Source organism: Deltaproteobacteria bacterium (genome assembly GCA_016875395.1).
Classification (GTDB): Bacteria; Myxococcota_A; UBA9160; order UBA9160; family UBA6930; genus VGRF01.
The window spans coordinates 49,380-69,411 of the sequence record VGRF01000017.1; the positions used below are offsets into that span (position 1 = coordinate 49,380).

The window sequence follows — 20,032 nt, forward strand, 5'->3', positions numbered from 1 at the left end:
GGTGGGTGTGCGCGTGTGAGAATCGCGTCGACTGCGTTCGGAGGTGTTTACGATGCCGCGCGTCTCCACGTGCCTCTGGTTCGAACGCGACGCCGAGATCGCGGTGCAGCTCTACACGTCGCTGATCGCGAACTCGCGCATCACCGCCACGAGCCATTACGGCGAAGGCGCGCAGATGCCCGCGGGCTCGGTCATGACCGTCAATTCACGCTCGACGGCGTGCCGTATCAGGCGCTGAACGGGGGTCCTTTCTTCAAGCTCAGCGAGGCGTGCTCGATCTCCGTCGCCTGCGAAACACAAGCCGAGATCGATCGGCTGTGGAACGCGCTCACCGCGAACGGCGGCGCCGAGAGTCAGTGCGGCTGGCTGCGCGATCGTTTCGGCCTCTCGTGGCAGATCGTGCCCAGGCAGATGAGCGCGTGGATGACGGGCCCGAATGCGGCGCGCGTCGTCGCCGCGTTCATGCCGATGAAAAAGCTCGACCTCGCGACGCTCGAGCGCGCAGCGCGCGGTGAGCCGTAGTGGCCGTACCCAGCATCGACGCCGCGCGCGTGCGCGCTTACTTCGCGGCGCTGCCACCGCTCGCGCGCCGCCGCGCGAAGTCGCTGCGCAGTCTCGTGCGCGCTGCGGCGCCGGACGCGATCGAGGTGTTCAGCTATGGCATTCCGGGCTTGCGCTGGAGCGACCGCGCGCTGCTCTGGTACGCCGGCTGGGCGGAGCACGCGGCGCTCTACCCGATCACGCACGGCGTGCGGCGCGCGCTCGGCCCCGCGCTCGCGAAGCACGCGCTCTCGAAGGGCACGGTTCGCTTCGCGCACGATCGCCCGCTGCCGAGCGCGCTGGTACGCAGGATCGTGCACGCGCGCATCGCTGAAATCCGCAGCGCACGGAGCGCGCGGCGCGTGAGAAAATCCAAAACTCGAGGAGGCTCCCGATGACCCCCGCCAACGGCCCGATTCTCCTGACGATCGCGACGCGCAAAGGCCTGTGGTTCTACCGCGCGAACGCCGCGCGCTCGAACTGGCAGCTCGAAGGCCCGCACTTCCTCGGCCACGAGATCCATCACGCCGTGCTCGATCCGCGCGACAAGCGCACGCTGCTCGTTGCTGCGAAAACCGGGCACCTCGGGCCGACCGTGTTTCGCTCGCAGGATTTCGGCGCGACCTGGAAGGAGGCCGCGCAGCCGCCTGCGTTTCGGAAAGCAGCAGAGGGGGAGCGCGCGCTCGCGGTGAATCACGTGTTCTGGCTCTCGCCGGGGCACGCGACCGAGCCCGGCACGTGGTTCGCGGGCACATCGCCCGAGGGTCTCTTCCGCACGCGCGATGGCGGCGTCTCGTGGGAGCCGATGCCTGGCTACAACGATCACCCCGTCTACTCGAAGGGCGTCGCCGGAGTCGGCGGCACACCCGACGGGCCGGTGCTGCACTCGATCCTCGTCGACCCGCGAGACCCTAATCACATGTATCTCTCCGTTTCGGGAGAGCTCGGCGGCACGTTCGAGAGCCTCGACGCCGGCGCGACCTGGAGGCCAGTGAACAAGGGCGTGAGAGTCGACTTCCAACCGGACCCGTATCCCGAGGTCGGCCAAGACCCGCACTGCGTCCGCCTGCATCCACTCAGGCCCGACGTGCTCTACCAGCAGAACCACGTCGGCATCTACCGGCTCTATCGCCCCGACGAAAAGTGGGAGCGCATCGGCGACAACATGCCGCGCGACGTCGGCGACATCGGCTTCCCGATGGTGCTGCACCCGCGCGACCCGGCGACTTGTTGGGTCTTCCCGATGGACGGCAGCGACGTGTGGCCGCGCGTGAGCCCGGGCGGGAAGCCCGCCGTCTACAAGACGAGCGACTCGGGCAAGAGCTGGACGCGCTGCGACACCGGACTGCCGCGCGAACAGGCGTGGATGACGGTGCGCCGCCAAGCCATGACCGGCGACGCGCACGATCCGGTGGGCCTCTACTTCGCGACCACGCACGGTGAGCTGTGGGCGAGCTTCGACGAAGCCGCGAGCTGGCAGTGCCTGCGCCGCAAACTCCCGCAGATCCACGCCGTGGAGGCGTTCGAGCTGTGAGAGTCGCGATCCCGTCGCCGCTGCGCAGCTACACCGCGCAGAAGAGCGAAGTCGAAGCCAGCGGCGCGAGCCTCGCCGAGCTGCTCGCGGACCTCGATCGCCAGTACCCCGGCATCCGCTTCCGCATGATCGACGAGCAGGACCGACTCAGACCGCACATGCGGCTGTTCGTGAACAAGGTGGAGACGCGCGCGCTGGCGACGGCCCTAACAAGCGGGGACGAGGTGCACATCTTTCAGGCGCTGTCGGGGGGATGAGCGCGGAGGGGACCGAGCAGGGAAGGATGGGCGCCATGCCTCGCTACCTGATCTCATTCGACGACGGCTCGATGGACCACATCCCCGCTGCCGATTGGCCGTCGGTGGGCGAGGCATCTCATCGCGTCGTCCGCGAGGCGAAGGCTGCCGGCATCTGGATCTTCGGCGGCGGCATTCAGCGCCAGCGATCGAGCATCGTCGCGACGGACGGCGCAATCTCGGCGGGGCCCGTGCCGGAGAAGAAGGCCGTGATCGGTTGGTTCTCGATCATCGAGGTCGCCTCCCGCGAAGAGGCGCTCGCTTGGGCCGCTCGGATCGCCGCCTCGTGTCGCTGCGCGCAGGAAGTTCGCGAGATCATGTACGACCCGGAGTCGTGACATCGCGCGGAACGCGAGGCCCCCCGGCAATCCGGTCGATCGTGCGCGGAGGTGCCCCCGAGATGAAGAAGACGCAGCTCCTCCGCTACCCGAGCGCCGCGAAGCGCTCGCCCGCCGTCGACGCCTGGATGCGCGCACACCGCGGCGAGCTCGGCGCGATCGCGCAGCGCTGGTTCGAGCTGATGCGCGGCTGCGGCGACGACGTGCGCGAGCTGATTCACGACGGCGCGCCGACCGCGTGCGTCGATGACGCGGGCTTCGCCTACGTGAACGCGTTCACGGCGCACGTGAACGTGGGCTTCTTTCGCGGCGCATCGCTCGCCGATCCCGCGCGGCTGCTCGAAGGCACGGGCAAGTTCATGCGCCACGTGAAGCTGAGGCCCGGGCGTGATGTGGACGAAGAGGCGCTACGCCGGTTGATCGAGGATGCCTACGCGGACATGCGGCGCCGCGTCGAGGGCGAGCGTGAGGCGTGCCGAGAAACTCGCGTGCCCAGCGCGGGCTCCCGGTCTCGCGGCGCGCGAGCGACCGGGAGCGCTGACCCAGATCCCACCCGTCGCGCGGACCCACGGAGTCGCTGGCCTTCCGCACGCGCGGCGCCCGGTTTGGCGGCGGGCGTGCCTGCCCGGATCAGCTTTCCGGCCATCTTGAAAATGAATGTCAGTTTCACCTATGCTCCACCCTCCCCGACCCAAGGAGCCCGTGCATGCTCGTTTGCCACTGCCTCGCGATCCGCGACAGGGAGGTTCGTTCGGCGATCGCGCAGGGCGCCGAAACATCGAGCGAGGTCGCGCGGAGCTGCGGCGCCGGGAATCGCTGCGGCGGCTGCGTTCCTTTGATCGAGGAGATGCTCGCGGAGCACACTGCACGGCACGCGGCTCGCGCGAACGGAAGCGCGGGTCAACCTGCGGCGAACGCCTGAAGGAGGTCGGATGCCCCGCGGTGATGCTCAAGTCCTCGAAGCCCTGAACGAGATCCTCACGGCCGAGCTGACGGCGATCAATCAGTACTTCATCCACGCCAAGATGTGCGCGAACTGGGGCTATGTGCGCCTCGCGAAGAAGAAGCGCGAGGAGTCGATCGGCGAGATGAAGGACGCGGATCGGCTGATCGAGCGCATCCTCTATCTCGACGGCACGCCGAATCTGCAGCGCCTGTTCCCCGTGCGTGTTGGGGAGGATGCGATCGAGCAGCACAAGCTCGACCTCGAGCTCGAGGTGAGCGCGGTCGCTCGATACAACGCCGCGATCGAGCTGGCGCGCTCCAAGGGTGACAACGGCACGCGAGAGCTGCTCGAGCGCCACCTCATCGACGAGGAAGAGAGCGTCGACTGGCTCGAGACGCAGCTGAGCCTCGTCGAGCAGGTTGGTCGAGAGCGTTACCTCGCGGAGCAGATCGACGAGTAGAGGCGCACTTCGCTGAGCCCCGCCCGCTCAGCGAGCCACTACCCGAGATCGCGATGGCACGGATGCAGCTCAGCACCTCCCGCATCGAGATCCCCGTCGGCGCGGCGCGCATGCCCGCGTTCGTCGCGAAGCCCGCCGCGGGCGGCGCGCGCTCGGCGGTGATCGTGCTGATGGAGGCGTACGGGCTCGTCGCCAACTTCGAGCGCGACGTCGAGCGCATCGCGCGAATGGGCTACGTCGCGGTCGCGCCCGATCTCTACCACCGGCAGGCGCCTGACAACCGCGCTGATTACGCGGACTTGAAGAAGGCCATCGGCCTGATGCGCAATCTGAAGGACGAGGAGTTCCTCGCCGATATGCGCGCGACGGTCGCGCACCTGCGCGCATCGCCCGAGGTCGGCGCGCGGCCGATCGGTGTCGCGGGCTTCTGCATGGGCGGGCGGCTCAGCTTCCTCGCCGCGTGCGAGCTGCCCGAGCTGCGCGCGAGCGCGCCGTTCTACGGCGGCGGCATCGGCGCGCTGCTCGATCGCGCGCCGAAGATCTCGTGCCCGCTGCACCTCTTCTTCGGGCAGCTCGACTACTTCATTCCGCAGGAAGAAGTGCGCGCGATCGAGCAGCGGCTGCGCGCGCTCGGCAAGACCTTCGCGCTCGAGAACTACGCGGGCGCGGTGCACGGCTTCTGCTGCGAGGAGCGCGCGGAGTCGTATCACCCGGAAGCCGCGCGCGACGCGTGGGCGAAGCTCGAGGCGTTTCTCGCGGCGAACCTGCGCGCGAGTTGACCGCGCGCGATCACTCGGCGAGCGCGCGATCGAGCAGCTCGACGGGGTGAACCACGCGAGCTGTTAGGCCTCGCTGCTTCGCGCCCGCGCTGAGATGCATCAGGCAGCCGGGGTTGCCCGTGACGATGTAGTCCGGGCTCGCCGCCGCGAGCGAGTCCATCTTGCGCGCGAGCACGGCGCGCGACATCTCGGGCTGCGTCAGGTTGTAGATGCCCGCGGCGCCGCAGCAGCTCGCGGGGTCGTCGTGCGCGACGACGCGCAGGCCCGGGATCTTCGCGAGTAGGCGGCGCGGCGCATCGACGACGCGCTGGCCGTGCGCGAGGTGGCAGGGGTCGTCGTAACAAGCGGTGCCCGCGATCTCGCTCCGCGGTTCGGGGATGCCCACCGCGTCGAGCAGCTCGCAGATGTCCCGCGTCTTCGCCGCGAGCGCATCGCCCTCGCCCGGTAGCCAGTGCCCGAGCTCGCGCAGCGCGGCGCCACAGCCGGCGGAGTTGGTGACGACCGCGTCGACGTCCTCGAGCGCGAACGCGGCGACGTTGAAGCGCGCGAGCTCGCGCGACTTCGCAGCGTCGCCGCTGTGCGCGTGCAGCGCGCCGCAGCAGCCCTGGCGTTCGGGCACGAGCACGTCGAAGCCGGTGCGCGCGAGCACGCGAGCGGTGGCCGCGTTCACGGCGCCGAACAGCTCGGGCATGACGCAGCCCTCGAGCAGCGCGACACGTCCGCGCTTCGCTCCGATCGCGGGTCTGAGCGCGGGCAGGCGTCTCCGCTCGCGCCGCGGCGGGATCGCAGGCAACAGCGCGTGCATTTCGCGCAGGCGCGCGGGGAGGAGCGGCGCCACGAGCGAATCGAGGCGCAGCGACTGCGCGGCGCCGAGCAGCGAGACGAGCGCGCCGAGCACGCCCTTGTTAGGGACGACGTGGCGCAACGCGAAGCGCTCGAGCGAGTACGCGAAGCCGCTGCGAAGCCCTGCGTCCGCGACTGCGGCGCGCGTCTGCTCGAGCAGCGCGCCGTACTGCACGCCCGACGGGCAGGCCGTCTCGCACGCGCGGCAGCCGAGACAGAGCGAGGCCTCTTCCGCGACGACGTCGCCGAGCGCGATCTTGCCCTCGGCGACGCCGCGCATCAGGTACACGCGGCCGCGCGGGGACGACGTCTCGCGGCCGGTTTCGCGGTACGTCGGGCACGAGGAGAGGCAGAGGCCACAGTGCACGCAATCGAGCGTGGCGGGATAGAGCTCGCGCATTTTCTGAGTGCCGGTGAGCTCGCTCTCTGTCATCGCGTCACGCCGAATTCTCTGCCCGGGTTGAGCACGTTCGCAGGATCGTACGCGCGCTTCAGTGCACGCTGCAGCGCGAGCGTCGCGTCGACCTCGCCCGATACTTCGCGGCCGATGCGCAGTGCGAGCGGTGCTGCTTCGAGCCGCCACGTGCCGCCGGCACGCTTCGCGGCTTCGCGTACCGCCGTGAGCTGCGCCTCGAAGGCGCGCGCGTCGCTCGCCTCGAAGCGCGCGGAGACGAGGCCGCGCGCGGGGTAGACGAGCGTGCTCGCGCCGGCGGCGCACAGCGCTTCGCGCAGCGCGGGCGCTTCGCTCGGCAGCGCGGCAACGCGGAAGCGCAGTGCGCCGCCACCCTGCGCCGCGCGCACGAGCTCGACCGCGTTCGCGGGCGCGTCGAGCGCGCCGAGCTTTGCCGCCCACACTGCGCGATCCGCCTCTACGGCCGCCGCGTCGCCCGCGAGCTCGAGCACGAACGCGCGCGTGCCGCCGAGCTGCGCTGCGAGCTCGGGAGCGAGTGTCGCATCGAGCAGCGCGCAGGCGCGCGCAGAGGAAGCGCGCGCGGCGCCCAGCGCGAGCGCGGTGTCCTGCGGCGCCGGCGCGAGCAGCACGTCGGTGCGCTCCGGCCGCGGCCGCAGGCGGAGCCACGCGGCCGTAATCACTCCGAGCGCGCCGCCGCTCCCGACGAACAGCTTGTTCAGGTCGTACCCGGTGACGTTCTTCACGACGCGACCGCCGCACTTCGCGACGTCTCCGCTCGCGAGCGCGAGCGTCAGGCCGAGCACGAAGTCGCGCGGGTGACCGAAGCGCGGGCCGAACGCGGCCGACGCGAGAGTTCCTCCGAGCGTCGCACCCGCGCCAGGCGGATCGAGCGGCAGCTGCCAGATCGAGCCCTCGAGCTGCGCAGCGATCTCGGCGAGCGTCGCGCCCGCGCCGAAGCGCGCGACGCCTTCGTCGAGATCGAGCTCGGGCGCCTCGCGCAGCGCGCTCGTCTCGATGCGCACGCGCGCACCACACGGCGCGTTCGCGGCAGCGAGCTGCGTTCCGCCGCCGACGATCAGCGCGGGCACCTTCTCCTGCGTGAGCGCCGCGAGCAGGCGCGCGCACTCTGCGGCAGTGCGCGGGCGCAGCGTCGCTTCGAGCTGCGCGCCTTCGAGCGCGAGCGGCGCATGAAGCTCGCCCGAGAACTCACGCGCGAGTGCGGTGAGCGTCGTCATTCGAACTCGATGCGGTCGTAGCCGCGCGCCTTCGGGTTCGACTCCATGCAGAAGCGCGTGGTCGGGAAGATCTTGCCGGGGTTGCACGTGCGATCGGGGTCGAAGGCGTCGCGCAGCTTCAGCATCGCGGCGATGTCGGCTTCGTTGAAGACGAGCGGCAGATACTCGCGTTTCTCGAGGCCGATGCCGTGCTCGCCGCTGATCACGCCGCCCGCCTCGACGCACACGCGCAGGATCTCTTCGCCGGCGGCGATCACGCGCGCGAGCTCGTCCGCGTCGCGGCGGTCGAACGAGATGTTGGGGTGAAGATTGCCGTCGCCGGCGTGAAAGACGTTCGAGAGGCGAAGGCGATGCGCGTCGCCGATCGCGCACACGCGCTCCAGGATCTCGGGCAGCTTCGCGCGCGGCACCACTGCGTCGTGCACGTACAGATCGGGTGCGAGGCGGCCCATCGCGCCGAACGCACCTTTGCGCGCGCGCCAGAAGCGCGTGCGCTCGGCGGCGTCGCGCGCGACCGCGACCTCTCGCGCGCCGGCGTCGCGGCAATGCGCGCTCGAGCGCGCGATCTGCACCTCGACTGCAGCGCGCGGGCCATCGAGCTCGATGATCAGGATCGCGCCCGCGTCCGTGGGCATGCCCGCGGCGTAAACGCTCGCCTCCACCGCGCGGATCGTGCGCTGATCCACGATCTCGAGCGCGCCGGGCACCATGCCACTTCTGATGATCGCGCCCACCGCGCGGCACGCGGACACGACGTCGGGGAAGATTCCGAGCAGCACCTCGACGCGCTCCGGCAGCGCCACGAGGCGCACCGTCAACTCCGTAACAACTCCGAGCGTGCCTTCGCTGCCGACCACGGCGCCGACGAGATCGAGACCGTTCGCCAGGCCGCTCGCGCTCCCGAGCCGCAGGATCTCGCCGTCGGGCAGCACCAGCTCGAGCGCGAGCACGTGATTCGTCGTGGTGCCGTACTTCAGCGTGTGCGGGCCGCCGGAGTTCTCGGCGACGTTGCCGCCGAGCGTGCACGACTGCTGGCTCGAAGGATCGGGCGCGTAGAAGAGTCCGTGCTTCGCGATGGCCTTCGAGAGATCCGCGTTCACGACGCCGGGCTGCACGACCGCGATGCGATTCTCCGGATCGACGCGCAGTACGCGGTTCATGCGCGCGCACTCGATCACGACGCCGCCGTCGCACGCGACCGCGCCGCCCGAGAGCCCCGTGCCCGCGCCGCGCGGTACGAACGGAACCCCGTGCTTGCCACACGCGCCCACCACGCGCTGCACTTCCTCCGCGCTGCGCGGCAGCACGACGGCGCCGGGCCGCGCGCTGTGGTGCGTGAGCCCGTCCGCCTCGTAGACGAACAACTCCTCCTCGCGCGCGAGCACGGCGTCGTCGCCGACGATCGTGCGCAGCTCAGCGAGAAGCGTGGTCATGGCGAGCCTCGAAGCGCGGGGCGGTCATTTCGGCCCGGCCTGTTTGACCGCCCGGTCACTTTGGCCCGGCCGGAATGACCGCTCCGCCGCGCAAGGTTCGCACAGCCACGCGTCGCACCGCGCCGCGGCTGGCAGAGAACCGAGGGCTCCCGCGGCTACGCGAGCCCGAGGCGCTCCAGGTCGTCCTCGTCGAGACCGAGGTAGTGGCCGATCTCGTGCTTCACCGTGATCTGGATCTGCTCGACCAGCTCGGCGTGGGTGCGGCAGATCTTCTCGAGGTTCTTCTTGAACAGGATCACGCGGTCGATGTCGCGCGCCTGCGCGGTCACGGCGGCCTCGGTGCGCGGCACGCCGATGAAGATGCCGAGAATCTGCGGCGACACGTTCTCGCGCGTGATCAGCTCGGCGTCGGGGAAGTCGTGCACGAGCACGGGCATGTGCTCGACGTACTCGCGGATCGAGCGCGGCAGATCCGAGATCGCCTCCGCGGTGATGCGCTCGAACGTCGGGTGATCGACGACGACGGGCAGCGGGTAGTGGTCGCTGTCGAGCGCGTTCGACTGCTGGAACGCGCGCCGCGCATCGTCGTCGCGGCCGAGCCGCTCGAGCACGAGGCCGAGGTGGTAGACGGCGTGCGCGGACTCGGGGTCCATGATCACCGCGCGCTCGAGGTGCTTCTTCGCCTCGTCGAAGCGCCCGAGCTCGAAGCTCAGCTGGCCCTCGAAGGCGCGGTAGACCGCGATCTCGCCGGACTTCTGAATCGCGCGCCGCACCAGGAAGAGCGCGCCCTCGAGATCGTCGAGGTAGAAGAGCGCCTTCGACTTCAAATAATAAATCTCGGCTTCGGTCGCGCGGTCCGGCTTCGGCAGCTCCGTCGCGCCCGAGAGCAGCTTGTCGCACAGCGCGATCGCCTGTTCGTGCTCGCCCATCTCCTCGATGAGCAGCTCGGCTCGGTTCAGGTGCGCGGTGAGGAACTTCGGGTCGGCCATCACCGCGAGCTCGAACTGGTAGAGCGCCTCTTCCACGCGCCCCTCGTCCCAGAGAATCTCGCCGCGTCCGTTGTGCGCCTCGGCGCCGTTCGGGTGCGCCTTCAGCGCCTCGTCGAGCCACGCCAGCGCCTCGTCCGTGCGGCCGCCATGGGACGCTTCCATCGCCTGATCCAGGCAATCCCAGTAGCGGTCGTTGTCTCTCATCAGGGGCGCCGCCTTGCTGGAAGAACGTCTCGGCTGAACGGAAGCGCACCCTAGCAGAGCAAGTTCGCGCCCCTTCGCGCAAAAACTCCGACGGGCGAGCGCACGACTTCGTCGGAAGATCTCGCGCGAGATTTTTCCGATCGCGAGCCCCGAAGCCGCGGATGCGAGTCCATCGTCGGCTCGCATCCGAGCCGCAGAAGTCGCGCGCAAGCTGCTGAAATTCCGGGAGTTCTTCGCAGCGCCTCGCGCGCGGGTTGCGGCTGCTCGAAGCGCTGCCGCACTCTGCGCCGACTTCTAGGAGAAGCGCGTGATCCTGCAGAACAAGACCGTGATCGTCTCGGGTGTCGGCCCCGGCCTCGGCGGCGAAGTCGCGCGCTGCGCAGCGCGCGACGGAGCGAACGTCGTGATCGCCGCGCGCAATGCCGCGAAGCTCGAAGGCATCGCGAAAGCGCTCGACCCGAGCGGCGCGCGCGTGGCCGCGCACGGCTTCGACATCACGGACGCGCAAGCGTGCGAAGGCCTGATCGCATTCGCCGAGCGGCGCTTCGGGGGCGTCGACGCGCTGATCCAGGTCGCCGCGTTCGACGCGGTGTTCGGCACGCTCGAAACCACCACCGCCGACGACTGGCGCAAGGTGATGGAAGTGAACGTGATCGGCTCGACGCAGCTGTGCCGCGCGGCGGTGCCCGCGATGAAGCGCCGCGGCGGCGGCTCGATCGTCCTAATCGGTTCCCAGTCCTACAACCATCCCCCCGACACCGCGCAGCTCGCCTACGCGTCGTCGAAGGGCGCGCTGATGAGCGCGATGTTCCAGATGGCCGTCGAGCTCGGCCCCGCGAAGATTCGCGTGAACACCGTGATCCCCACCTGGATGTGGGGCCCGCCCGTGCAGAACTACGTGAAGTGGCAGGCGAAAGAGCAGAAGACGAGCGAGGAGGCCGTGGTCGCGCACATCGCGAAGCGCTTCCCGATGCGCGAGATCCCGCCCGACGACGACGTTGCGGAAGTTGCGGTGCTGTTCGCGAGCGATCGCATGCGCATGGTGACGGGGCAGTACCTGCGCGTAGATGCGGGCGAAAAGCTCGGCTGACGCGCGCGGAATCAGTTCGCGGCGAGCGCCGCAGCACCCGCGAGCGCGATCTCTTCGTCCACGGTGGGTGAGTCGCCCGAGACTCCGATCGAGCCGATCACGCGGCCCTGATGACTGAGCGGGACACCACCGCGCAGCGCCGCGGCTCCAGGCAGCGCGAGCGCCGCGACGCGGCCGTTCTTCACCTGGTCCTCGAACACGCCGCTCGGCCGGCGGAAGATCGCGGCGGTGCGCGCCTTCGCGATCGCGACGTCGACGCTCGCGATCTGCGTGTCGTCGAGCCGCTCCAGCACGACCAGCGTGCCCGAGTCGTCCATCACCGCGACCACGACGCCGAGCCCGCGCCGCTTCGCCTCCTCCTCGGCCGCATGCGCTACGCGCCGCGCGGCATCGAGCGTGAGCACGGGCTTGGTGGGCAGTGCTTCCTGAGCGTTCGCCTGCGAGATGAGCGCGCTGAGCGAGAGCGCGAGGAAGAGCGCGACGCCGAACGTGATGCGGGCGGTGAGCATGCGGGGCCTCGATCTGGGTCGAGGCGTCGGATGCTGGGGGCGAGCTGCGTGTCACGCTCGCGAAGCTGTGAGCAGCTTGCGCCACGTATCCAAAAGGCCGAGCGGTGCCCCATGCCGTTCGATGTACGCCTCGTCGAGAGCTGGGCTCGAATCGAGAATCGACTCGATGTCTGCAAGGTCTCTCGCTCTGCCGGCGATGAGCTTGCAAAGGATCGCGTCCTCTCTCGAGGGAACTGGCACTGAGAGTCCGCTCGGGAGGAGCTCGTGTGCTGCTCTCGAAAGCGCGTCTTGCTCGAACGCGGTCCGCTGGACGATGAGATCCGCACATCCGAACTCTCGGTGCATGAATCGCTTCACGTCCCCGTCAGGTGAGACTCGGTAGAGGCCCCAACCTTGGGCTTCGAGCACAGCCCCGAAGCTGGGGGAGCTGAACGCGGCGGACTCGACGAGCAGCTCCGTTTCGCCGGTGAGCTGCGTCTGTGCTCTGTACCGGTTTGCGGCGAGATCTCCGAAGAGCAGCCACCTCTTCGCCTCGCGTTCGAGCAACACTCCGATCGAATCGAGAGCGCTACGCCCCACGGCGCTGCGAGTAAGCAAGAGAAGAACCTAACTCGCGCTCGCCGCCGGGCACACCAGGTTTCGCGAACTCGCCGAGTCGTGCTTCGATCTCCTCCATCCGCGCGAACATCTCGGCGAGCGACGCCGGCGGCTTGCTCTCGCGCGCGAACCGGCGCTTCGCTTCCCCGATCTGGCGCATGTGCTCGCGATCCTTCTCGCTCGCGCGTTCCGGCTTTTTCTCGCTCTCGCTCATGGGCTCAGCTTACGCCTCGCACCTTCTCAGGCGAACCATCTCCCGAGCTTCGTGCCGAACAGCATGCGGATGAACTTCTGCGTGCCGTCTTCGCCTTTGCGCGTGTACGGGTAGCCACCCTGAATCGGGCCTTTGCCTTTGCGGTCGGCGAGGATCGGCTGGGCGTGGCAGTAGTTACGAAGCCCCTGCGCGCCGTTCACGGCGCCGATGCCGCTCGTCTTCACGCCGCCGAATGGCGCTTCGGGCACGCCGTAGGTCATCGCCATGTCGTTCACGCACACGCCGCCCGTCTCGATGCGCGCGGCGATGCGCTCGCCCCGCGCCGTGTCGGTGGTCCACACGTTGCCGTTGAGGCCGTAGTCGGAGTCGTTCGCGAGCGCGATCGCTTCTTCTTCGCTCTTCACGCGCTGGATCGCCACGACCGGGCCGAACGTCTCCTGAGTCATTAGGTCCATCGAGTGGTTCACGTCGACTACGACGGTCGGCTCGTAGTAGAGGCCCTTCAGCGCGGGGTTGCGGCGGCCGCCGACGAGCACCTTCGCGCCCTTCGCGACCGCGTCGTCCATGTGGCGCTCGATGATCGACATCTGCTTGTCCCAGAACACCGCGCCGACGTCGAACTCGCCGGTGTCGCTCTGGCGCAGCTTCTTCGCGCCCTCGACGACCTTCGCGACGAACGGCTCGTACACCGCGTCGTCGACGTAGATGCGTTCGGTGCCGCAGCAGTAGTGGCCCGTGTTCATGCACGAGCCGATCAGCGCGCCCTGCGCCGCGCGATCGAGGTCGGCGTCGGCGCACACGATCATCGCGTCCTTGCCGCCGAGCTCGAGCGTGCAAGGAATCAGGTTCCGCCCGCAGGCTTCGGCGACCTTGCGTCCCGTCGCGACGCTGCCGGTGAACGAGATCTTGTTCACGCCGCTCTCGATCAACGCAGCGCCCGTCGCGCCGTCGCCCTGCAGCACCTGATAAAGATCGGCGGGCCAGCCCGCGTCTTCGGTGAAGCGCTTGATGAGTAGGGCGGAGAACGGCGTCACCTCGCTCGGCTTGTGCAGCACGGCGTTGCCGGCGACGACGGCCTGCACGAGCGGATTCACCGCGAGCACGATGGGCCCGTTCCACGGGGTGATCAGGCCGACGACGCCGAGCGGCTTGTAGACGAGCTTCAGCTTCTTCGCGAAGCCCATCACGCCGTGGATGCCGCACTTCTCCGGCGCGAGGAACTTCGGCGCGCGCTTGGCGTAATAAGTGATCGCGTCGCAGGTCGCGAACACCTCCATGCTGATCGCTTCGCTGCGCGCTTTGCCGGTCTCGGCGATCACGGCGTCGATCACTTCGTCCTGGCGCGCGACGAACTGGTCGAGCAGGCGCCACAGGTACTGCGTGCGCTCCTTCACGGGCAGCTCGCCCCAGGCGGCCTGCGCCTTGCGCGCGCGCTCGACGGCTGCGCGCACGTCCTCCGCGCTCGCGCACTCGAACTCGCCGATCGGGGCGAGCGAGGCGGGGCTGAGCGCGCGGTAGCGGCGGCGCGGGCCCGGGGTGGCGACGGCTTCGACGATGGCCATGAGAGATCTCCTGAAGAGAAGACGAGCACGATAACCCTGCGACGCGGCCACGGACTTGCCGATGCGTTGCCGCGCTGGCCGCCGGGGTTGACCCATTTCCCGCAAGGGGCCAGCCTGCACGAACTCCGAGGGGCCATGGCGCTGGAACGCTTGATCACGCTGCCGCTGCAGCAAGCTGGCGAGTTCGTGGGCGAGATCGTCGGCTCGCTGCGCCGCACCTCGCCCTACGCCGAAGTGCCGCCGCTCGAGCCGCGCCTCGGGCTGCTCGCGCACGGCGCTCTCGATCGCGGTTTCACCCTGATGACTTCGCTGTTGACGGGGGTGCCGCTGCCGCAACTCGTTCGCCGCATGGTCGAGGAAGCCCAGGCGGCGCACGCGTTCTACGCAGAGCGCGGCTGGCTCGAAGATCCGCTGCCGTATCACCGGCGCCCGCCGAAGCTGCGTGAGGTCGATTCGCGCGAGAGCTCGGTGTGGGTGCGGCCCGGCATCGCGCCGACGCGCTTCGAGCACCTTTCGTGGGACAGCGGCTTCGAGCCGCACGACTCCGAGCCCGGCGGCGAGCGCTGGCAGGCGCACCCCGAGAACGGCACCGCGCACGCGTACGTGATGCGCCACAAGGAGCCGCGGCCGTGGCTCGTGTGCGTGCACGGTTTCGCGATGGGATCGCCGCTCGTGAACTTCTTCGGGTTCCCGGCGCGCTTCCTCCACGAGAAGCTCGGCCTCAACCTGATCTTCCCGATCCTCCCGCTGCACGGACCGCGGGCGGGCGGACGCATGAGCGGCGGCGAGGTGCTCTCGCCCGACTATCTGCGCATGGTGTTGTTATTCGCGCAGGCAGTTTGGGACGTGAGGCGCACGATCTCGTGGGTGCGCGCGCAGGGCGCGGAAGAGATCGGGCTCTACGGCATCTCGCTCGGCGGCTACGTCTCGTCGATCGTGAGCGCGCTCGAAGACGAGCTGCGCTGCGTGATCGCCGGCATCCCCGCCGTCGACTTCGCGTGCCTCGCGCGGGACAACGAGCCGTGGATCATGCGCCGTTACGACCGCGACTTCGCGCTCGACTGGCAGCTCGTGCGCGCGATCACCCACGTCGTCTCGCCGCTCGCCTTCACGCCGAAGATTCCGCGCGCCGGCCGCTTCATCTACGCCGGCGTCGCCGACCGCATCGCGCGCCCCGACCAGGCGCGCGCGCTCTGGCGCCACTGGAACCGACCCGCGATCCACTGGTTCCAGGGCGGCCACGTGTTAGGTCTGCGCGATCGCGGCGTGCTGCCGTTCATCGAGCAGTCGCTCGCGGCGAGCGAGATGCTGCCGGCCGAACGCCCGCGCCGCGCCGCGCCGAAGCGCCGCCGCGCCTGACCGCGCTCGCAGCGGCGGGCGCGTCCCCCAGTCACTCGCTATCTCGCGCGCCCCATGATTCGCATCGACGGCGTTTCGAAGCGCCACGGCCACCAGATTCTCTTCCTCGAAGCTTCCGCCGCAATCAATCGCGGTGAGAAGGTCGGGCTCGTCGGGCCGAACGGCGCGGGCAAGACGACGATCTTCCGCTTGATCACGGGCGCCGAGGAGCCCGACGACGGGCAGATCGCGGTCGATCGCGGCGTCACGGTCGGGTACTTCAGCCAGGACGTGGGCGAGATGAAAGGCGTGAGCGCGCTCGAGGCCACGCTCGATGGCGCGGGTCCGCTCTCGGCCGCCGCGCACGAGCTGCACGAGCTCGAAGCCGCGATGGCGGATCCCGAGCGCGCGGACGAGCTCGATGCGCTCGTCGAGCGCTACGGCGAGGTGCACGCGCGCTTCGAGTCGATGGGCGGCTACGCGCTCGAAGCCCGCGCCCGCGAGGTGCTCGCGGGGCTCGGTTTCGCGGAGGAGCAGGTCGCGGGCGACATCGGCGCGCTCTCGGGTGGGTGGAAGATGCGCGTCGCGCTCGCGCGCATTCTCGTGATGCAGCCCGACGCGTTGTTATTGGACGAGCCCACGAACCATCTCGACCTCGAGTCGATCCTCTGGCTCGAGGGCTGGCTGCGCGCATTTTCCGGCGCGCTCGTGATGACCTCGCACGATCGCGAGTTCTTGAACCGCATGGTCGGCAAGATCGTCGAGATCGATTCGGGCGAGCTCACCTCGTACTCGGGCAACTACGACTTCTACGAGCGACAGCGCGAGCTCGCCGCGCGCGAGCAGGCCGCTCAGTTCGCGCGTCAGCAGGCGATGCTCGCGAAGGAGCAGGCCTTCATCGAGCGCTTCAAGGCGCGCGCGAGCCATGCGGCGCAGGTGCAGTCGCGCATCAAGCGCATCGAGAAGATCGAGAAGGTGGAGCCGCCCAAGAAGCGCGAGACGATTCAGTTCGACTTTCCCACGCCGCCGCGCTCGGGCGACGACGTCGCGCGCCTCGCCGCGGTGAGCAAGGCGTACGGCGCGCGCCGGATCTTCGACGGCCTCGACTTGTTGATTCGCCGCAGGGAGCGCTGGTGCGTGATGGGCGCGAACGGCGCGGGCAAGTCGACGCTCTTGAAGATGGTCGTCGGCGAAGCGCGGCCCGACGGCGGTGCAGTCACGCTCGGGGCGTCGGTGAAGCTCGGTTACTTCGCGCAGCACTCGATGGAGCTGCTCGAGCAGGGCCACTCGGTGTGGGACTCGCTGCACGAGACGTATCCGAACGCGTCGATCGGCTCGCTGCGCACGCTCGCGGGCTGCTTCGGCTTCTCGGGCGACGACATCGAGAAGCGCGTGCGCCTGTTGTCAGGCGGCGAGAAGGCGCGCCTCGTGCTCGCCCGCATGCTCTACGACCCGCCGAACTTTCTCGTGCTCGACGAGCCCACGAATCACCTCGACGTGTGGACGAAGCAGATGCTGATCCAGGCGCTCGCCGGCTACGAGGGCACGCTGCTGCTGGTCTCGCACGACCGTCACTTCCTGACCGCGCTCACGAACCGCGTGCTCGAGCTCGACGGCGGCGGCGTGCGCGTCTACGGCGGCGGCTACGCCGAGTACGTCGCAGCGAGCGGCCACGAAGCGCCGGGGATGCGCAGTTAGCGCGATCCGCGATCGCGCCTATCTTGCCGCCGCCTCGGACCGGAGTGGGACCATGAAACTGCTGCGAAGCCAGAGCTAGCTCCTCCCAAGCAACGCATCGCAGCGAAGCGCGCGGAGGCTCCTCGCAGGGCGAGTCGAGCGAGCGCGCACGAGGTTCCAGATGAGTCAGCTGTTCGATACGGCGAAGCCTTCGTCGCGCGCCGTCATCCTCGGCGTACAAGTCCAAGGTGTTACGGACGGCGAGTTCGCGTCGTCGCTCGAAGAGATCTCGCGGCTCGGCAAGACGCTCGGGCTCGAGATCATCGGCCGCGTGACGCAGAAGCGTTCGCGCCTCGCGCCCGGCGTGGTCGTCGGCGAGGGGAAGCTCAAAGAGCTTTCGCGCTGGACGGGTGGATCGGGCGACGTGTACGTCGGGCCGCCGCTCACGAAGAAGCAGAAGGAAGAGCGCGCCGAGCGCGAGCGCGAGCTGCGCGGCGAAGTCGCTGCGGACGCGGAGGACGAAGCGCGCGGAGAGGAGCGAGAGCCCGAGCGCGCGGAGGACGCGAGCGCGCAGGCGAAGCCGCTGCCCAAGCACGAGCGCGCCGACGTCGTGCTGGTCGACCACGACCTCTCGCCTTCGCAGGCGCGCAATCTCGAGAAGGCGTGCGACGCGGAGGTGATCGACCGCAGCGGCGTGATCCTCGCGATCTTCCAGCGCCACGCGCGCAGCCGCGAGGCGAAGCTGCAAGTCGAGATCGCGCGCCTCCAGTACGTGGCGCCGCGCCTGCGCGAGACCGGAATGGGCGAAGACCGTCAGGGCGGCGGGCTCGCGGGCAAGGGGCCCGGCGAAAGCTCCGCCGAGCTCGATCGCCGCAAGATTCGCGACCGCATCGCCGAGCTGCGCCAAGAGCTGGCTGCGATCGAGCGCGAGTCGACGACGCGTAGGAAGCGCCGCAGCGAGCTCAACAAGGTCGCGCTCGTGGGCTACACGAACGCGGGCAAGTCGAGCTGGATGCGCGCGCTCACGGGCACCGAGGTGCTCGTGCAAGACAAGCTGTTCGCGACGCTCGACACGACCGTGCGCGCGCTTCAGCCCGAGACCAACCCGCGCATCCTCGTCTCGGACACGGTCGGCTTCATCAAGAAGCTCCCGCACGATCTCGTCGCGAGCTTCCGCTCGACGCTCGACGAAGCGCGCGAGTGCGACCTGCTCGTGCACGTCGTCGACGCGTCCGACGCGGCGTTCCCCGCGCAGATCGACGTCACGCGCGACGTCCTGCACGAGATCGGCGCCGACGAGAGCCCACGCCTGCTCGTGCTGAACAAGTCCGACCGCGTGGCGCCCGAAGAGCGCGAGCGCCTAACAAGCGAGCACCCCAACGCGCTGCTGCTCTCGAGCCGCGACAAAGCCGACATCGCGCACCTCCGCGCCACCATCGCCGCGCACTTCGAGCAGGGCATGGAAGAAGCCGACCTCGTCGTCCCCTACAGCCTCAGCAAAGTCGCCGCAGAAGCGCACGCCCACACACGCGTCATCTCCGAAGCCCACGAATCCGACGGCACCCACTTGCGCGTCAAAGGCGCTCCCGAAGCCATCGCACGCCTCAAGGCCGCTCTCCCGGCAAAAAAAACCCGCAAGCCAACCAACCAAAAGTGAATCTCAGCCGGCGTCAACCGCCGGCTGAGATTCACCCACCCCCACCCAACCTGCTCAGCGAGCCGCAAAGCAAGAGCGAAGGGCCGGGGGCGGGGGCCGCGGAGGCGAAGTCAAGCGCAGCTCGGCCGCGATCACCGTGCAGCGCAACACCCGGACGCATCGCCGTTCGCCCAAGCCCAGCGAAACGCCCACCAAGAGCGGCCGCCAGCGAGCCATGAGCCGCAGCGGCCCCCGCCCCCGGCCCGTAGCGCCGCCACGAACGAGCGCACTTCAGCGCGGCAAAACGTCCACCGCCCGCTGCCGCAGCCAGTGATCCGCGAGCACGAGCAGCGTCATCGCCTCCACCATCGGCACCGCGCGCGGCAGTACGCACGGATCGTGGCGCCCCGAAGCCGCGAGCGTCGTCGCCTCGTTGTTACGGTTCACGGTGCTCTGCTCGATCCCGATCGTCGCGGTCGGCTTGAACGCGACCGCGAGCTCGATGTGCTCGCCGTTGCTGATGCCGCCCTGCACGCCGCCGCTGCGATTCGTCGCGGTGCGCGGCTGGCCGCCCGCGCCGGGCACGAACGCGTCGTTGTGCTCGCTGCCGGTGAGCAGCGTGCCGGCGAAGCCGCTGCCGATCTCGAAGCCCTTCGCGGCGGGCAGCGAGAGCATCGCCTTCGCGAGGTCCGCATCGAGCTTGTCGAACACGGGCTCGCCGAGGCCGGCAGGAACGCCGCGCGCGATGCAGCGCACCACTCCGCCGAGCGAGTCCTGCCGCCGACGCGCTGCGTCGATCGCATCTTCCATCCGCTGCGAGGCGTTCGCGTCCGGACAGCGCACCGCGCTCGCCTCCACCTGCGCGAGCGTGAGCGCGCTCGGGTCCACCTTCGCCTCGATGTTCTGCACGCGCGCGACCCAGGCGAGCACCTCGACGCCAGCGGCCTCCCGTAACAACTTGCGCGCGACCGCGGCTGCAGCGACGCGGCCGATCGTCTCGCGCGCGCTCGCGCGTCCGCCGCCCTGCCAATTGCGCAGGCCGTACTTCGCCTCGTAGGTGAAGTCCGCGTGCGAGGGGCGGAAGAGATCCTTCATGTCCTCGTACGCCGCAGGCCGCGCGTCCGTGTTGCGCACGATCATCGCGATCGGCGAGCCGAGCGTTCGGCCCTCGAACACGCCCGACACGATCTCGACGCGATCTTCTTCTTGGCGCGGGGTCGTGAAGCGGTTCTGTCCCGGGCGCCGGCGATCGAGATCGCGCTGCACGTCGGTCGCATCGAGCGCGAGCCGCGGCGGGCAGCCGTCGACGACCACACCCACGGCGCCGCCGTGCGATTCGCCGAAGGTGCTGATGCGGAACAGCGTGCCGAAGCTCGATGCCATCGGCGCAAGATACGCGC

20 protein-coding genes and 2 pseudogenes are annotated in these 20,032 nt (G+C 69.5%); 13 read left to right on the plus strand and 9 right to left on the minus strand.

The window, feature by feature from the left end:
• Window positions 1-52: 52 nt before the first annotated feature.
• The 9 genes and pseudogenes from FJ091_13820 (at window position 53) to FJ091_13860 (ending at window position 4,893) form a co-directional block, all read left to right on the plus strand.
• Window positions 53-522 (plus strand): annotated as a pseudogene (locus FJ091_13820) (VOC family protein).
• A complete protein-coding gene (locus FJ091_13825) occupies window positions 522-938 on the plus strand; it encodes a DUF1801 domain-containing protein (protein MBM4384429.1) in 417 nt (138 codons plus the stop codon). Before FJ091_13820 ends, FJ091_13825 begins: the two are co-directional and overlap by 1 nt.
• Entirely contained in the window at window positions 935-2,074 is a 1,140-nt protein-coding gene (locus FJ091_13830; GenBank protein ID MBM4384430.1) for a glycosyl hydrolase, read from the plus strand. Before FJ091_13825 ends, FJ091_13830 begins: the two co-directional genes overlap by 4 nt.
• Window positions 2,071-2,331, plus strand: coding sequence for a MoaD/ThiS family protein (locus FJ091_13835; protein MBM4384431.1), 261 nt, complete (start codon window positions 2,071-2,073; stop codon window positions 2,329-2,331). The genes FJ091_13830 and FJ091_13835 overlap by 4 nt, the downstream gene beginning before the upstream one ends.
• A gap of 35 nt (window positions 2,332-2,366) precedes the next feature.
• Window positions 2,367-2,708: a hypothetical protein gene (locus tag FJ091_13840; protein MBM4384432.1), complete on the plus strand. Its 342-nt coding sequence runs from the start codon at window positions 2,367-2,369 to the stop codon at window positions 2,706-2,708.
• A 62-nt stretch (window positions 2,709-2,770) separates the two neighbouring features.
• Window positions 2,771-3,166: pseudogene (locus FJ091_13845) on the plus strand (DUF1801 domain-containing protein).
• Between the two features lie 248 nt (window positions 3,167-3,414).
• Window positions 3,415-3,630, plus strand: coding sequence for a (2Fe-2S)-binding protein (locus FJ091_13850; GenBank protein ID MBM4384433.1), 216 nt, complete (start codon window positions 3,415-3,417; stop codon window positions 3,628-3,630).
• 10 nt (window positions 3,631-3,640) lie between these two features.
• Window positions 3,641-4,114: a bacterioferritin gene (gene bfr, locus FJ091_13855; GenBank protein MBM4384434.1), complete on the plus strand. Its 474-nt coding sequence runs from the start codon at window positions 3,641-3,643 to the stop codon at window positions 4,112-4,114.
• A 53-nt stretch (window positions 4,115-4,167) separates the two neighbouring features.
• Window positions 4,168-4,893 carry a dienelactone hydrolase family protein gene (locus FJ091_13860; protein MBM4384435.1) on the plus strand — a complete coding sequence of 242 codons (726 nt, stop codon included), beginning with the start codon at window positions 4,168-4,170 and terminating at the stop codon, window positions 4,891-4,893.
• A gap of 10 nt (window positions 4,894-4,903) precedes the next feature.
• Here FJ091_13860 and FJ091_13865 read toward each other — a convergent pair whose 3' ends face one another.
• From FJ091_13865 to FJ091_13880, 4 genes are all read right to left on the minus strand, one after another.
• Window positions 4,904-6,169, minus strand: a complete 1,266-nt coding sequence (locus FJ091_13865) for a 4Fe-4S dicluster domain-containing protein (GenBank protein MBM4384436.1) — start codon at window positions 6,167-6,169, stop codon at window positions 4,904-4,906.
• On the minus strand, window positions 6,166-7,383 hold the full coding sequence (locus FJ091_13870; protein MBM4384437.1) for an FAD-binding oxidoreductase: 1,218 nt from the start codon (window positions 7,381-7,383) through the stop codon (window positions 6,166-6,168). Before FJ091_13870 ends, FJ091_13865 begins: the two co-directional genes overlap by 4 nt.
• Window positions 7,380-8,816, minus strand: coding sequence for an FAD-binding protein (locus tag FJ091_13875; protein MBM4384438.1), 1,437 nt, complete (start codon window positions 8,814-8,816; stop codon window positions 7,380-7,382). The genes FJ091_13870 and FJ091_13875 overlap by 4 nt, the downstream gene beginning before the upstream one ends.
• Window positions 8,817-8,971: 155 nt before the next feature.
• On the minus strand, window positions 8,972-10,009 hold the full coding sequence (locus FJ091_13880) for a metallopeptidase family protein (GenBank protein MBM4384439.1): 1,038 nt from the start codon (window positions 10,007-10,009) through the stop codon (window positions 8,972-8,974).
• A 307-nt stretch (window positions 10,010-10,316) separates the two neighbouring features.
• Between FJ091_13880 and FJ091_13885 the strand changes: the two genes are divergently transcribed.
• Window positions 10,317-11,099 carry an SDR family oxidoreductase gene (locus tag FJ091_13885; GenBank protein ID MBM4384440.1) on the plus strand — a complete coding sequence of 261 codons (783 nt, stop codon included), beginning with the start codon at window positions 10,317-10,319 and terminating at the stop codon, window positions 11,097-11,099.
• Window positions 11,100-11,110: 11 nt separating this feature from the next.
• On the opposite strand, the gene FJ091_13890 is transcribed toward FJ091_13885, so the two are convergent.
• The 4 genes from FJ091_13890 to FJ091_13905 all read right to left on the minus strand — a co-directional run bounded on the left by FJ091_13890 (window position 11,111) and on the right by FJ091_13905 (window position 13,981).
• The gene (locus FJ091_13890; protein MBM4384441.1) at window positions 11,111-11,518 is read right to left on the minus strand and encodes a heme-binding protein; all 408 of its coding nucleotides are present in this window, start codon (window positions 11,516-11,518) and stop codon (window positions 11,111-11,113) included.
• A gap of 141 nt (window positions 11,519-11,659) precedes the next feature.
• Window positions 11,660-12,157 carry a hypothetical protein gene (locus tag FJ091_13895; protein MBM4384442.1) on the minus strand — a complete coding sequence of 166 codons (498 nt, stop codon included), beginning with the start codon at window positions 12,155-12,157 and terminating at the stop codon, window positions 11,660-11,662.
• 19 nt (window positions 12,158-12,176) lie between these two features.
• Window positions 12,177-12,419, minus strand: coding sequence for a hypothetical protein (locus FJ091_13900; protein MBM4384443.1), 243 nt, complete (start codon window positions 12,417-12,419; stop codon window positions 12,177-12,179).
• Between the two features lie 26 nt (window positions 12,420-12,445).
• The gene (locus tag FJ091_13905; GenBank protein ID MBM4384444.1) at window positions 12,446-13,981 is read right to left on the minus strand and encodes an aldehyde dehydrogenase family protein; all 1,536 of its coding nucleotides are present in this window, start codon (window positions 13,979-13,981) and stop codon (window positions 12,446-12,448) included.
• A 135-nt stretch (window positions 13,982-14,116) separates the two neighbouring features.
• Between FJ091_13905 and FJ091_13910 the strand changes: the two genes are divergently transcribed.
• The 3 genes from FJ091_13910 (at window position 14,117) to hflX (ending at window position 18,653) form a co-directional block, all read left to right on the plus strand.
• Window positions 14,117-15,340 carry a hypothetical protein gene (locus FJ091_13910; GenBank protein MBM4384445.1) on the plus strand — a complete coding sequence of 408 codons (1,224 nt, stop codon included), beginning with the start codon at window positions 14,117-14,119 and terminating at the stop codon, window positions 15,338-15,340.
• Window positions 15,341-15,394: 54 nt separating this feature from the next.
• On the plus strand, window positions 15,395-17,017 hold the full coding sequence (locus FJ091_13915; protein ID MBM4384446.1) for an ABC-F family ATP-binding cassette domain-containing protein: 1,623 nt from the start codon (window positions 15,395-15,397) through the stop codon (window positions 17,015-17,017).
• Between the two features lie 160 nt (window positions 17,018-17,177).
• Window positions 17,178-18,653, plus strand: a complete 1,476-nt coding sequence (gene hflX, locus FJ091_13920; GenBank protein ID MBM4384447.1) for a GTPase HflX — start codon at window positions 17,178-17,180, stop codon at window positions 18,651-18,653.
• Window positions 18,654-18,923: 270 nt separating this feature from the next.
• On the opposite strand, the gene aroC is transcribed toward hflX, so the two are convergent.
• Window positions 18,924-20,015, minus strand: a complete 1,092-nt coding sequence (gene aroC / locus FJ091_13925) for a chorismate synthase (GenBank protein MBM4384448.1) — start codon at window positions 20,013-20,015, stop codon at window positions 18,924-18,926.
• Between the last annotated feature and the right edge of the window lie 17 nt (window positions 20,016-20,032).